This is a genomic window from Clostridium sp. CM039 (assembly GCF_055081075.1).
Genome location: NZ_CM143649.1, coordinates 1,830,922 through 1,846,387 on the forward strand (window position 1 = coordinate 1,830,922; position 15,466 = coordinate 1,846,387).

11 protein-coding genes are annotated in these 15,466 nt (G+C 30.6%); 2 read left to right on the forward strand and 9 right to left on the reverse strand.

Annotated elements, in window-relative coordinates; all coding sequences use genetic code 11:
- Positions 1-243 precede the first annotated feature (243 nt).
- From ACWJJ2_RS08710 to ACWJJ2_RS08730, 5 genes are all read right to left on the reverse strand, one after another.
- Positions 244-3,039 (reverse strand): sigma-54-dependent transcriptional regulator, encoded by a 2,796-nt coding sequence (locus tag ACWJJ2_RS08710; protein WP_462954260.1) that lies wholly within the window; start codon positions 3,037-3,039, stop codon positions 244-246.
- Positions 3,040-3,252: 213 nt separating this feature from the next.
- Positions 3,253-3,747 carry a TspO/MBR family protein gene (locus ACWJJ2_RS08715; protein ID WP_462954261.1) on the reverse strand — a complete coding sequence of 165 codons (495 nt, stop codon included), beginning with the start codon at positions 3,745-3,747 and terminating at the stop codon, positions 3,253-3,255.
- A 340-nt stretch (positions 3,748-4,087) separates the two neighbouring features.
- A complete protein-coding gene (locus ACWJJ2_RS08720) occupies positions 4,088-4,630 on the reverse strand; it encodes a GNAT family N-acetyltransferase (protein WP_462954262.1) in 543 nt (180 codons plus the stop codon).
- Between the two features lie 131 nt (positions 4,631-4,761).
- The gene (locus ACWJJ2_RS08725; RefSeq protein WP_216302925.1) at positions 4,762-5,667 is read right to left on the reverse strand and encodes a DUF2156 domain-containing protein; all 906 of its coding nucleotides are present in this window, start codon (positions 5,665-5,667) and stop codon (positions 4,762-4,764) included.
- Positions 5,668-5,941: 274 nt separating this feature from the next.
- Positions 5,942-9,346 (reverse strand): ATP-binding protein, encoded by a 3,405-nt coding sequence (locus tag ACWJJ2_RS08730; RefSeq protein WP_462954263.1) that lies wholly within the window; start codon positions 9,344-9,346, stop codon positions 5,942-5,944.
- A 338-nt stretch (positions 9,347-9,684) separates the two neighbouring features.
- On the opposite strand from ACWJJ2_RS08730, the gene ACWJJ2_RS08735 reads away from it, so the two are divergent.
- Complete coding sequence (locus ACWJJ2_RS08735) at positions 9,685-10,929, forward strand: HlyC/CorC family transporter (protein ID WP_165413161.1); 1,245 nt, start codon at positions 9,685-9,687, stop codon at positions 10,927-10,929.
- A gap of 62 nt (positions 10,930-10,991) precedes the next feature.
- On the opposite strand, the gene ACWJJ2_RS08740 is transcribed toward ACWJJ2_RS08735, so the two are convergent.
- The 3 genes from ACWJJ2_RS08740 to ACWJJ2_RS08750 all read right to left on the reverse strand — a co-directional run bounded on the left by ACWJJ2_RS08740 (position 10,992) and on the right by ACWJJ2_RS08750 (position 14,005).
- Positions 10,992-12,098, reverse strand: coding sequence for a DEAD/DEAH box helicase (locus tag ACWJJ2_RS08740; protein ID WP_462954264.1), 1,107 nt, complete (start codon positions 12,096-12,098; stop codon positions 10,992-10,994).
- 213 nt (positions 12,099-12,311) lie between these two features.
- Positions 12,312-12,872, reverse strand: a complete 561-nt coding sequence (locus ACWJJ2_RS08745; RefSeq protein ID WP_216302928.1) for a hypothetical protein — start codon at positions 12,870-12,872, stop codon at positions 12,312-12,314.
- Between the two features lie 317 nt (positions 12,873-13,189).
- The gene (locus tag ACWJJ2_RS08750) at positions 13,190-14,005 is read right to left on the reverse strand and encodes a ZIP family metal transporter (RefSeq protein ID WP_220286506.1); all 816 of its coding nucleotides are present in this window, start codon (positions 14,003-14,005) and stop codon (positions 13,190-13,192) included.
- Between the two features lie 164 nt (positions 14,006-14,169).
- Between ACWJJ2_RS08750 and ACWJJ2_RS08755 the strand changes: the two genes are divergently transcribed.
- Positions 14,170-14,922 (forward strand): tetratricopeptide repeat protein, encoded by a 753-nt coding sequence (locus tag ACWJJ2_RS08755; protein ID WP_220286507.1) that lies wholly within the window; start codon positions 14,170-14,172, stop codon positions 14,920-14,922.
- 48 nt (positions 14,923-14,970) lie between these two features.
- Here the strand turns inward: ACWJJ2_RS08755 and ACWJJ2_RS08760 are convergent, their stop codons facing one another.
- Entirely contained in the window at positions 14,971-15,417 is a 447-nt protein-coding gene (locus ACWJJ2_RS08760; RefSeq protein ID WP_216303116.1) for a DUF2383 domain-containing protein, read from the reverse strand.
- Positions 15,418-15,466 lie beyond the last annotated feature (49 nt).

Below are 15,466 nucleotides of genomic sequence, written 5' to 3' on the forward strand. Positions count from 1 at the left end.
GCGGAGCTGCAACATCTTCGCAGGAGATGCATTTACGACTTCAGAAGGAGACTTATACTCCCACTTATAGAAGTGGGAGACTTTCATTCTCAAATGTCGTTAAATCTTTTAAAATAGCCATTTTTTATTTTAATATTTTTTATTTTTTTATTTTGATACACTTCTTCTATAGTTTCAATACTAATTTTAATTTTCGGCTGATAAAAAGTGTATCAAAAGAGAAGTGTATCAGTATATTATCTCCTATTCTATCATTTCTGCTATAAATAATATTTCATCTTGAGTTAAACTTATGTTTATTGCATCTTTAAATACTTTATTTGCCCCTGTAATAATCTCTACCAAGTGTGAATTTATCTTAGCTTTTTCCCTCTTGTACTTTAACCCATCCTTTATTATCATTCTTTCTAGTGCACAACCTACATGCACCATTATTCTTATTTTGGTTGCATTGTTAAAGCTTATTTTTGTGTTTTCTTCTAAAAGACTTACAAATTGATACAATACACTTATTATTTTAGAAGGATTTAAATAAGTTAAAAATTGATTTAAGCTGTCTTTACATAAATCCTTAACTACTGTATTTTCATGGCCTTTTTCAATTTTAAAGTCTTTTCTCTGTATTATACTTATTAAAATATTTTCACCATAACCACTAATCAACTCTTCGAGGGAGATAAACGGAGCTTCAATTTTAGGATTTAAAATACCTACAGAGGCTATAATACTATAGTTATTTTTTATTTTTATCATTTTCCTTTTTATGTATTTTATGCTTATTGGTAAAATTTCAATTTCTTTTTCATCTGTACTTCTAACAATGTTCTCCACAAGTCCTTTTAGCTTTACTGCAGTCCCCTCACCTGTGGAGCATATTGTTATTATTGCCCTTTTCTTATTTGCATCATCTTCATTAATCACTTTCTCTTCTTCCTCAATCTTTGAAGACCCTCTAAATTGCTTTAGAGAATTATATAAGGTATTTAAATTCATATCTAAAATAGTTGCTTTCCTTATGGCTTCTAATACTAATGAGGTGGTAACCATATCTAGTGTCTTAACCTTTATATCTGTTTTTTCCATTATTATAGACTCAAAGTTAACAAGTGAACCCATATCCACAAGTAATAGAACCCCCTTACCCATGTCTATTTCCCTAACCTTTTCAATAATTTCATCTAAAGTTTGAGTAGGACTAACTTCTAATGGCATATCTATTGCTTCGATTACACCCTCCCCTAGAAGCTGCTTTGCCACATTAACCATACTACTTGCTGTGCTGCTTCCATGTGCCGCTACAATTATTGCCACATGCTGATTTGTTTGTTCCTCCATAATAGAACTGATTAACAATGTAAGATATATAACTTCAATCTTTGGGACAACCACATTATATTTTTTTTCAACCATTCCCTTTACGTCTACTGCAATATTGAATTCTGTGCGTTTATCATCTATTATACCTTCTATATTTTTATACTTAAGATTTTGATGATTACTTAATCTGTTTAAAAATGAACTTAAATGTAGACTTAATGCATATAAAAATCTATCCGTTAGTGTTTTATCAAGCTTTTTTTCAATCATGTCCATTATTTCTTCTGAAAATTCAAGAATATCTTCATCTACTATTTTTAATATTTTACTTCTACCATCCTCATCATTTTTAACCTTGTTATAAAAGGATTTAATATGCACATTAATATCAGTTGTAATAAAATTGTTTATATACTCCTCATCTGCACCTCCTTTTTTCAAAAAGGCTGCCTTATCTTCTATTATCTTGTATAAATTAAAAGGTGGATCATAAGGATCTTTTTCAATTAATACACTGTGACCTTCTGGAGTAACTATTAGTTGCGAATCTAAATAGCCAGATATTTCTTCCATTTCTTTACGTTTGCCACTTAGATAAAATAATCCGCTTTTAATATCTGAAGGCAACGAATTAAAATCTATTTCTATAAAATCCTTATTATTGATACTATTTAAAAAACCCTTAGCGCAAATAAGTTGAATATTTGATTTCATCTTACCAATATTCCCATTAGACGTACTTCCAATAATTGCCTTAACTGCTTTATCTTCAATTTTTATTACTTTGCTTACTCTATGTGCCTCATTGGCTAATAAAAATTTGATAAAATCAACTTTATCACTGGCTGTCCTTTTATCAAAGCTAGGAATAGTTATAATTATTGGTATTCTTCTTACAAATGTCTTTAGTAGTGATGAATTGGGATCCTCCGTAGTGGCTCCAATTATTAAAACGCAGGATTTTCTGTTTCTCTCTGTCTCACCTAATCTATTAAACATACCTGTATCCATAAAATAAAACAACATTTCCTGTCCTTCTGGTGGTAATCTGTGTATTTCATCTAGAAATAATATACCGCTATCTGCTTTTTCAACAATTCCAGCCTTTTCGCTATCAGCACCGGTGTATGCTCCTTTAATATGTCCAAACAGATGTGAGGTTAAAAGTTGAGGATTGTTATAATAATCAGCACAATTAAATACTATAAATGGTGATTTTTCATCCAATTTTTTCGAATACTTTGCTTGTTTGTACATCATATTTGCAAACAAGGTTTTACCAACTCCTGTTTGACCAACAATTAATGTGTGCAAACCATTTGGAGGATAAAGTATTGCAGCTTTTGCCTGTTCAATTTGATTTTTAAGACTAGTTTGTGCTCCAATAAGTTTATCAAAAGGACATTCTTCCTGACTATTTTCATTTTTTCCCAATAATAACTCATTTAATTTTTTTACTTCTATTGGCCCAGCTGGCAATTTTTTATTCAAAATCCTTTCTAAACAAGCATTATCAACGTATAACACAGGTCTAGATTTTATTTTTATTATTCTATCCTGTCTAAGCAATTCATTTAATTCCATACTTACGTTATTTCTTAAAATATCTAAACTCTGAGATATTTCAGCTGTGCTAAAACCGATTTTTTCCTCTAAGTTTTCACGATTAAATTTTTCTGTTTTTTCAGCAATATACTCATATATTTTTTCGCTTCTCTTCAAATTATCACTCCCAAATATTAATACACTTAATACGCTTAATACACTTCCCTTATTATAAACTCTATTGAAATAAATGTTCAAGTTTTAAGTATAAAAAAAGCTTCTTAGCATCAATATTTTAATTTCAATGCTAAAAAGTATTAATTTAAATTATTAAGTATAAATTTGTTTATAGCTTTAGCTACTCAATCATTATCATTGTCACATTGATTTTTAGCTATTTAAAGACCAAATTGCAAAATTAAGAATACCTGCAAAAGAAACCCATACGATATAAGGTAGCATTAGATATCCTGCTGTCCTGTCAATTCTAAAAAATTCAAAAGTTGTAAGCAAAATAAAAATTAATAGCACCAATAACTCCACAAAAGCAAGTCCATATAATCTGAATTCGAAAAATATTATAGGCCATAAAAAATTCAGAAATAATTGCAGTGCATATAAAACCAGAGCTTTTTTAACATCTTGACCTTGTTTCCCTTGTTCCCATACCCTATATGCTGCAAGTCCCATTAGTATATATAGAATTGTCCATACAATTGGAAACACCCACCCTGGCGGTGAAAACACCGGTTTTGCAAATCCCTCATAATCTTTCATATTATCCATGCTTAAAAATCCACTGAGACCACCAACCCCAAGTGCTATAATAATACTTAGAATAGTAGCACCTATTTTAGTTTTATCCCCAACCTTCAAAATGTTCAATTTACCACACTCCCCATTATTCAGTGACAATTTAAAAGTGACAAATGAATGAAGCTTATCTGCTGATGCAGAAAGACCATTAAAGACAATACTTATTTTATTTTGCCCTAATGCAAAATTACCATAATTTGCAACTTGTCACTTTCGCTTATACAGTATTATATACACATCCCAGCTGAACTATGCCTATATAAACCTGTTCTTTTCTCCAGTATAAAAAACGCATCTTAAAACTTAGGACTGAAATTTCAAAATTAGTTCTAAAAATAGTAATGAAAAGGAGGTGCCTCTTGAAATGATTTTTCAATCATTTTGAGACACCCCTATTTATATATTATATTCACTTTTCCTTTGAGGCCTCTTCCCACTCAGGTCTCAGTATTCCATACAAATACATATCATACCGTCTACCATCTCTGTGAATAAATTCCCTATAGACCCCTTCTCTTTTAAACCCTAATTTCTCATATAGCTTTATTGCAGGTTCATTGTATTCAAGCACAGTAAGATATATTCTATGAAAATTTAGTTCCTCAAATCCAAACTCTATAGTTAATTTAAGAGCTTCTTTTCCGTGCCCTTGTCCCCTATATTTTTCTTCCCCTATTCCTATATATATTAATGCAGTTCCATTATTCCAAGATATATTTTCAAATCCTGTAATACCAATAATTTCTTCCTGTTCACTGTCTTTAACAGCAAAAATATAAGCTCTATTACATTCTTTTGCCTCTCTTATTATCTCCTTTACCTCTTCCATGTTTTTAGGAATTGCGCTTACTACATCATAATTACGCATGAAGGACACATCATTATGCCACTTTTTAAGTTCCAAAATATCTTCTTCGTTTATAGACGTAAGTTTTATTTTTTTTCCAACCAAAAGATTTTTCACTCTATCACCTTTCCTCAGCTTTAATTTGGAATTGATTATATGTACTCTTTAAAAATAGACTAGCTGTACGCTAGTCTATTCTACTCTATTAAACCATCACCCGCGATGCTGAAATATCCTTAAGCATTACCAAAATTAAAAATATATTTTTTTTCTAATTTAAAAGGATGATAGGATAATTTAGATTTTCTAAGGCCTACGATTCCTAGGTCCTGTTCCCTATTGATTATCTTAACATCACTAAAACTCGTATCAACAAACGTTTTGTTAATAAAGCTATAGACTCCGCTATACTTTGTATCTGCCTTTTCTATATGAATCACTGCCAAATCATCATTTAATTTTTCTCCCAAACTAAACGCTACAATCTTTTCATCTACATAAACAGCTATCCCTTTATTATTAAAAATTCCCATATCTTTTACGATGTCTTTTATCCCCTGTAATTCGTAATAAAGTACATCATCATCATTATTACCTGCATACCATTTTTCTGCAGCTACTATTACGTCATTTACTACTTCTTCCCCTTTAATGTCTTTAACTTCATAGTTATACTTCTTTATAAAGGAATTATAATGATTTTTTTTCCCATGAAGCTTCTTACCCGAAAGCTTTATAAGCTTTTCTGCTTCATATAAATAATCAAAGTTATCTCTATCTTCCTTGATACAGATACCATGAGCATCATCATATATATCCCTTATCTCCTCCATAACACCCTCATCAAGATCTTTAAATAAGTATTCCATATTGTTTTCTGTTTTGTATTCTTTTAATGCATCTATTATTTCTTTAAGATTTTCTTTACTATATCCCAAAGGTTGCATAAAATAATATCTTCCTTCGAAATCCTTCTTTTTTATTATTAGAGCACCTTTATAAATAGTAAAACAAACATCACAAGCTTCTCTCCATATATATAAAGTTGTAAAAGAATATTCACAACTTAAAAATTTATATGGATATATAAATTTTTCAAATACATTCTTATCTTCAATCATAAGTCTTTTAAAAATCATCATCTCAACCTTTCCCCTTAGGATATACCATAAATATCATCATATTTTTATATTCTTCTATTATTTTAGACCGTTTACTCATTTTTTGCAAGTAGATACTTTTATGAACTTTAGTTACCATATAGATACTAATTAATTATAACATAAATACGTATTTTTTTATAATTCTATTAACTACATTTCTTATAAATATAATAACATTATATTTATAGTATTACCGAATAATATAATATTATTATATTATCAACCTGAAACAGATACGCAGGTAATGATTTAACTATTTATATATATCAGAGAATTCTATTGATAGATTTTGTTCATAGTTTGTTTCAAATACCTCTTTATTATTAAGATTGTTTTCTTCCTCTTCCCTGTCAACTGTTCTAACTGGGAGATTTATAATAAATTCGCTTCCTTTTCCCCCTTCACTATTTACACTAATGTTCCCCTCATGCATTTCTACAAGAGACTTTACTAATGCTAGTCCTATTCCACTACCTTCATTATGCCTTGATGTAGATTTATCGATTTGCGCAAAACGCTCAAAAACAAACTCTAACTTGCCTTTTGGAATTCCTATTCCTGTATCCTTTACAGATATTTCAATAAAACCACCTTTATCATAAATATTAACTAGAATACTTCCCTTTTTATCTGTAAATTTAACTGCATTGGATAGTAAATTCAACATAATTCTTTCAATTTTTTCTTCATCAAATGCAATTATTTTTTCTTCTACATCAGTATCAAATATGAGTGTTATTTCATGACTTTTTATATACTCAGCTACAGATTGCGATATTTCCTCTACAACATAAACTATGTCACCATTTTTCAAGTTAAGACTTATGTAATCTGCCTCTATTTTATTTGTGTCTATTATATTATTTATAAGTCTAAGTAACCTTAGAGAATTCTGATTCATTATATTAATATAATATTTAATCTTTTCATCCCCTAAGTTTTTTGCTCCATCAAGAGACTTTAATAACTGTATTGTGCTACAAATTACATTTAGAGGAGTTCTAAGTTCATGTGACATATTAGTTAAAAAATCCGTTTTCACTTTGTCATATGCTATAAGTTCTTCAACTTGTCTACTAGCTTCGGCATTTTGCACGCTAAGGGCTTCAACTTGGTTTTTAGCTACTCCAAGCTCATTTACTAATGCTAAGGCTTTTTTAACTGAATCCTTTAATGTTATCAAAGTGTTTATTCTACAGAGTAACTCATGCATATTAAAAGGTTTGCTTAAATAATCATTTGCACCACACTCAAAGGATATAACTAAGTGCTCTACATTGCTATCTGCAGTCATAATTAGCACAGGTAGTTCAAAAATCGATTGTTCTTCCCTAATAATCGCACATACTTCATTACCTGAAATATCTGGCATCATCATATCGAGAATTACTAAATCTAAATCTACATTTTCGTCGATTATTCTCAATGCTTCCTTACCACTGGATGCTTCTAAAACTTCAAAAGTGTCATTTGATAGATAATTTTTTAATACTTTAAGATTCACATACTCATCATCAACTATTAAAACTTTATACCTATCTTTCTTACTTGAATTTATATTTTCATTAATAATTTTTCTAACATTATCTATAGATACACTTACTATATCAGGTTTTAGTTCTAGATTATTTGAATACTGCGCTAATAGTTCTGCTGTCTCTTCATTTTCTTTATTATAAAGATTTTCATGAAGATTGCTCTTGAGCTCTTCCTCAGTGCATAATGGGAGAGTAAAAATAAATTTACTGCCTTCTCCTATAACAGAAGAAACCTTTATAGTCCCACCCTGTATTTGAATAAGTTCTTTGGTTACATAAAGCCCTACTCCAGTGCCGCCATACTTTTCTGCAATTCCATCCACCTGCTCATATCTACTGAAAATTTTATGAAGCTTCTGCTCTGGAATTCCTATTCCTGTGTCTGTAACACAAATCTCAACAAAAGAATTTTTTACGATATAGGATAATATTATCTCCCCCTCATGTGTGAATTTTATAGCATTACTAAGTAAATTATATAAAATTTGCTGTATCCTATCTTCATCCCCAAATACATAAGGTGTGTCTTTATCTATTAAATTTTTAAAAGTAACGTTTTTATTATTTATAGATATTTCACTAAATTTTATTACCATTTCTACCACATTGCTTATATTAACAAATTTCGTACGTAACACAATTTGATTATTTTTAAGCTTAGAAAATATCATCATATCGTTAACCAAGTTAGATAATCTTTTAGCACTAGAATTCACCAAAAATAGGTCCTCTCTGAGCTCAACATCTAAATCAGCATATTTATTATTTACTATTCCTTCAGTTAATCCAACAATTCCGTTCAATGGAGTTTTTAGTTCATGTGAAGTTACCGCTAGAAAATCGTCTTTTAATTCATTTAAAGATTTAAGTTTAGCACTACTACTTTCTATGTTAGAAAGTTCATTGGCTTGCCTCTTTGCTAAAACATAGTAATTTACAACAATAAATATTAATATGCCTTGAGATGCAAATGAGTCCGTAATTATTATACTGTATTCATACAAGATATCATTGATTCTTGTAATAAATAAAGCAAACAGTCCAACAACAACTATATGATCAGTTTGCTTGTTATTTATGCATATTTTACAAATCTTACACATCATATAAAATAGCAATGCAAGTGCAGATAATTCAAAAGGTGCTATAAAGTATAAATAATATTTAACCGGAGTAAAAATCACACTTAAAGTATATACCACTCCTAAATAATTGGATACTTTAACTACTTTACGTGACATTATTTTTTCATAAGATTTATCTATAAACAAGATAATAAAGGGAATGTATGCATAAAAGGTCCATATTTTCATTTTTGTAGAGAAAATATAATTAAGGTGAGGGAATAGTGAAAAAAAGAACCCTTGGCCAATAAATAGTGTTCTAATCGCAATGATTAAACAAATGATTGAAAAATATAATTGAGCCTTTTCTTTTCTTCTATTAATAAATAGTCCAAAACTATATATAGCTGCCATGATGGTGCATCCAATAATAAACAAGCTCAATGCTAGCTTCTGCTCTCTTATAGCTGTAATTTCCTTTGACTCCCCAAGTACTAATGTATCTACATATCCATATTTATTATAAAAATTACTAACCCGAAGGACTAAATAGGTTTCATCATTTTCTACATAGAATGAGCCGCTAGCTGGCTCATTTTCTGGAATCATTTCGTTTTTTGATTTGCCCACCCGTCCAGCCGATGTTATTAGTTTATTGTTAGCCCAAAGTTCATATGCATTTTGGATAAAATTTATTTTCACTGAATAAAGTTCCTTCTTATTGTCTATAAGTAGCTTTAATCTGTACGTACAATAGCCTTCTTGTCCAAACGTACCTGGTAACTTCTCATACCTAATAGTTTCTTCAGGAATACTTTGGAAATCCTGAGGCATGTGTAACTCATTGTCATAAAACTCCCATTCTCCATTAAGTTTTATCATACCATCCTTTTTAAAATCCCAATTTCTTAAGTCTAACACCCCCTTTGCTGCCAAGGGTATATTCTTTTTTGTATGGCTAATTCCACTACTTCCTTTTATTATTGTAATAAACATAATTAAAGTTATTGATAGTAACATAAATATTTTTATTTTGTGTGACTTAATTTCTTCCATGAATTATCTCCTTTATTAATTGTATTTATAGTAACATCTTAAAATATACTCTTATAGTATATAATAACATATTAAATGTCATATATATGATAAATATCAACAAAATACTACTCATTATCCCATGTATTTTGTATTTTAAAAAATTATCTCAAGAAAACAGTTACTGGATAGTAGCTGGTACATTGCAAATGAAGATATGTACTTAAACAAATCAATTTATGTATAACATTTACATATTTGTGTAATCATTTAAAACATTAATGATAATTCCATTTAAATATTTCTTATCTTATGATATAATTTCCTTAGGTTATATCTTAAGGAGCGTGAAATATATTATGGACCCCGATGGTACGTGGCAAATTATATCTTTAGTAATTTTATTACTGTTTTCAGCCTTTTTCTCTGCTTCTGAAACTGCTTTGATGACTTTAAGCAAAATAAGGCTAAGGCATATGGTAGATTCAAAAGTTTGTGGTGCTGAGCGAATTAGTAAATTACTTGAAAATCCAAGTAAACTTTTAGGCGTTATTTTAGTAGGGAATAACATTTCCAATATAGGTGCTTCTGCACTAGCAACTTCCCTAGCCATTCACTATTATAAAGCCTCTGGGGTAGCTATTGCGACCGCTATTATGACAATTCTTGTATTGATTTTTGCGGAAATAACACCAAAATCATTAGCTGCACAAAATTCCGAAAAAATTGCTTTAAAAGTTGCTCGGCCATTAAGTCTAATTACCTTCATTTTAAATCCCCTTATTACAGTCTTAATTTATATAACAAATACAATAATAAAAGTACTTGGTGGGGAAGTCACTAAGGTAAAACCTTTTATTACTGAAGAAGAGTTAAAAACAATGGTTAGTGTAAGTCATGAGGAAGGTGTTTTAGAAGGCGAAGAAAAGCAAATGATTTATAATGTATTTGAATTTGGAGATTCGCAAGCAAAAGATGTCATGACTCCAAGAACTGATATGATTGTAGCAAATGTAACCTCTACTTACGAAGAGCTCATAAAAATCTTCAGGGAAGAGCAATTTTCTAGATTGCCTATATATGAAGAGACTGTTGATAATATTATTGGCGTTTTATACATTAAAGATTTAATTTTCTTCGAAGATGGAAGAGAAGAATTCAGCATAGAGAAACATATGCGTGTCCCTTACTTTACGTATGAGTACAAAAGCACCGTAGATTTATTTGCAGATATGCGTGCAAAACGAGTTCCTATAGCCATTTTATTAGATGAATACGGTGGAACTTCTGGAATTGTTACAATCGAAGATTTAGTAGAAGAAATTGTGGGAGATATAGATGATGAATACGACGATGATACAGATAAAATCGAAGTTATCAAAGAAGATGAATATATTGTTGATGGTGACACAAAAATAAGCATGGTTAATGAAATGATAGGCCTCAATATAGAATCAGAGGATTTTGATTCCATAGGCGGTTTCGTTACCGGCATACTAGGACGGCTTCCAAAGACAGGCGAGACAATAAATTATAATGACACAAAATTTATTATACAAAACACCAGTAAAAATCGTATAGTAAAACTAAAAATTATAACTTAATATAAATAAAAATACTTAAAGTTAATTTAAATTAGCTTTAAGTATTTTATCGTTTAAATTCACTACAAAATTTTTCTAGGAATTTTACCTTTTATTTTCTTTTCTATAGCATCTAAAAGAACTTTATCCTTTGGAGCTGAAAATAAATATGTATATCCTTCTTCGCCAGCTCTTCCTGTTCTTCCAATGCGGTGGATATATCCTTCTGCACTTTCAGGCATATCGTAGTTATAAACATGACTAACTCCATTTATATCAAGGCCTCTTGCTGCTACATCTGTGGCAATTAAATACTGAATATCACACTTCTTAAACTCTTTCATTATTTTTTCTCTTTTTGATTGAGTTACATCAGAATGTAGTTTTTTACAATTATAACCTTTTTTATAAAGAGCCATCTCAAGATCATCAACTCTTCTTTTAGTTCTACAAAAAATGATGGCCATAAATGGATTATCTTCGTCCATTACTTCACATAAATCTTCTTGTTTGCGTCTATCCGTAGTTTCTATTAAAAATTGTTTTATAGTTTTAAGTGTTGTCTCTTCTTTTTTAATAATTACTTCTTTAGGATCGTTCATATACTTATAAGCCATTTTTTTCACATCAGAGCTCATAGTTGCTGAAAAACATAGCGTCTGCCTGTTTTTTGGTGTTTTTTCTAAGATAGACTCCACATCATTTTTAAATCCCATAAGAAGCATTTGATCCGCCTCATCTAATACTATGGTTTTAAGGTTATCAAGCCTTACCGTAACTCGACTAAGATGGTCTAGTAATCTTCCTGGTGTTGCTATTACTAAATGAATATTTCCTTTTAATTTTTTCAGCTGTGCACCTATGTCCTTGCCACCATACGCTGCCAAAATATTTAAATTTTTACCTTCTGCAAGCTTTTTAGCTTCACTAGTTATCTGTATTGCAAGTTCTCTTGTAGGAGTCACTATTAATCCTTGAATCGTATTTATATCATTTGACATATTATCAAACATTGGCAGTAGAAACGCAAGTGTTTTTCCGGTGCCTGTTTGTGCCTCTGCTATAACATCCTTACCGTCTTTTATTAGCCTAATACTTTGCTCTTGTATAGGCGTTGGCTCAGTAATTCCTTGAATTTTAATCGTATTTAGTATATCGTCGCTAAGTCCTAGCTCTTTAAACTTTATCATTTTTATTTACCTTTCTATTTAAACATATTTTTGTTAACTTTTTATACAAACCAATTAATTATAGCAGACATTAATTATAATAAGAAGAGTTTTATAAATATTCTAAAATAAAGTGTAGATTGTATTAAAAAAAAGCAGATGCCCATTAGTTTTGCTAATGGATATCTGCCTTCAATTTGAGTACTTTTAAAAGTACAAATTATACTTTATACTTTATTTTTTTAATTCTTGAACTCCAGTTACTTTACTTTTATCATCCATTTTAAATGTAGATTTAGCTTCATCTGTAGTAAAATATACATTTCCGTCTACTGTAGCATCTTTTAACTGAAAGTTGCTTGCTGTTACATAAAGGTCACCTTTGAAAGTTCCATGTTCTATGCTTCCTGCAGGACTACTAAAAGTTAATTTTGGAGCAGTTAAAGTGAATCTAGCTGTTACTACATGTTTATCATCTTGTGTGTATAAACCTATTTTACGTTGTGCAACTGCTGGATCTTTAGTGTTTTTAAAATCACCTTCAACTACAAGCTCTTTATCAACAGTTAAATCCTTAAGCGTTGCAATAATCCATGTACCTTTACTGCTTATTGCATTTTCAAATGCTGCCTGAGTATCTACTATTGAAGCTGTTGTTACTACATCAGTTTTTGCTGGTTCTTTTGTTGCTACCTCAGTTGATGTTGGTTCTTTTTTTGCTTCTTCTTTAGCGCCACATCCTACTAATAAAGTAGCACCTACAGCTAGTGATAGTATTATTGCTTTAATTTTCATACGAATCTCCCCCTTATTTTTTAATTAGCATGTTACATTACTTAACAAAATTAGTATATCACATGTGATAAAAATATAACAAGATGAAATATGGGTATTATGTCGTAATTAGTAATTACAAAATGAACAAAATTAATAACTCCTAATTTAATCTTAATCTTATCTATAAATTCGTTTATTTCTGACATTTAAAATTGATATACTAAAAATAACACCTAGTTTTTTTAGAAAATTTAGATTACCACTAAACTTTTCCATAGCGCCGCCTTTATTTAAATGATATTTATATATCAGCATATTTTTATCATATTTTTACATTATCCCAAAGCTACATCCAATATCATCATAATTACAAACCCTACCATAGCACCTATAGTTGAAATATCTGTTTTTGAATCCTGTTGTGATTCAGGTATTAGTTCTTCAACAACTACGAAAATCATAGCACCTGCTGCAAAGGATAGTGCATAGGGAAGAATAGGTTTCATAGCTATTACTGCAAATGCACCTATCACTCCTGCTATAGGTTCAACTATCCCTGACGCCTGACCGTACATAAAGCTTTTAAACCTAGAGAAACCCTCTCGTCTTAATGGTATAGAAACGGCAGCCCCTTCTGGAAAGTTTTGAATACCAATACCAACTGCCAGTGCAACAGCTCCTGCTAATGAAGCTGAAGGAATATTAGCTGCTACTGCTCCAAATGCAACCCCAACCGCAAGTCCTTCTGGTATGTTATGTAGCGTTATTGCAAGTACCAATAAAATACTTCTTTGCCAACTAGTTTTAATCCCTTCCGCCTGTTCTATTGGTTGATTAAGATGTAGATGTGGTAAAATTTTATCCACTGCCAAAAGGAAACCCCCACCTGCGAGGAACCCTACTGCTGCAGGAATCCACGATGGTGTACTTGTTTGTTCTGCCATCTCTATAGCAGGAGCTAGCAATGACCAAAAGCTGGCAGCAATCATAACTCCTGCTGCAAACCCAAGCATACCATTTAGCACCTTTCTGCTTATATTTTTAAAGAAAAATACTAAAGACGCTCCTAAAGCAGTTACACCCCAAGTAAATAATGTTGCAAAAAGAGCCTGAACTACGGGATCAAAGCCTTTAAGCCAGTCTATTATCATAAAAAATCCTCCATTCTAATACTTCTTGTATTTTTTCAATAGTACCTTTATTTACAGAATACTATACCCTTTTATGTTTGTAAATATTATCATTTAAGATAAAAACATTTATTTCATTCCAGTCACATGTATACCGTTTTCTTTTATGTCAATAATTTTAATGTGTGATTGCAATTGAAAGGAGCATGTTAATGAAAACTAGTATCCATTTAAGCGATGATGAAACCCTAATTAAAGAATATATAGAAAGAGGCAAGGGGCTTTTCAATGATGGGAAAATTGAAAAAGCATTCAAAAATTTTAATAAAGCCATTTTCCTCAACAATGAATATGCGCAGGCTTATTTTGTAAAAGCTCAAGCTTATATTGAAATGTACGAAGCTTACGAAGCTGAAAAATGCATAAATAAATATTTACAGTTAGTCCCTGGTGACCCAAAGGGCTACTGGAAGTTAATTGATATAAACGATTTAACTGGTGACTTTGATAAATGTATTTACTATTGTGAAAAACTTCTTGAGGCCGATAAACAAAATACAAACATATATTTAAAAAAAGCAGAATTTTTAGCTATTATTAACGATTTTGAAAAAGCTTTAGAATGTTTTGATGAATCCCTAAAACTAAGTCCTGATTTTTATGATGCACTATGTGGTAAAGGAAGTGCACTACTCTCTCTACATAAGGGTAAAGAGGCTCTTGTAATATATAATAAAGCCATTGAAGTTGATATCACTAGAAGTGTTGCATATTTTGGAAAATCAAAAGTATGTATGGCTATGGAAAATCGAATAATAGCCTTAAAATATGCAGCAAAAGCATATGAACTGGAACCTGAAAATGAATGGTATAAATGCCATTATACCGTATTAAAAAATATGTACATAGGTATTAAATCATCTCCTTCGCTGTTGTAATGTCGCTTAATAATAAAATGCTCCCACCTTATATGTGAGAGCACTTTACTATTTACATATTCTCATTGCTTCTTGTATTTTTCTTAAATGATTGTCATAATCGGCTACAACAGCTTTTACTTCGCTCATTAGACTAGCATCCAAATCCTTATTCTGCTCTATAAACTTTTGACCTTGCTTTATTCCCATTTCCATAGCATCTATTGCATGCTCACACACTTCCAAATCAGTGTTTACGGGTATAAGTTTAATTTTCTCAAAAAAATCGGCCATAGTGCCCATTACCCCAAGAGTATCGGCAGCATTACCACCTAACTTTTCTATCCTATTGGTAATTGCCTCTTCATGTCTTTTAAATGATTCTATAATTTGAACTAGTTCATTTTTGAGCTCTTGCCCTTTAGCTTTGCGGAGATAATCCTTAAAAGTAGTACCTCCCATGTGTATGCCCTTTAAAAATTTGTTCATTTCTTTTACATCATTATTTAAAGCCATAATCTCACCTCTGTTTATTGTGAGCATTAGTTAATTACATTATTCGTAA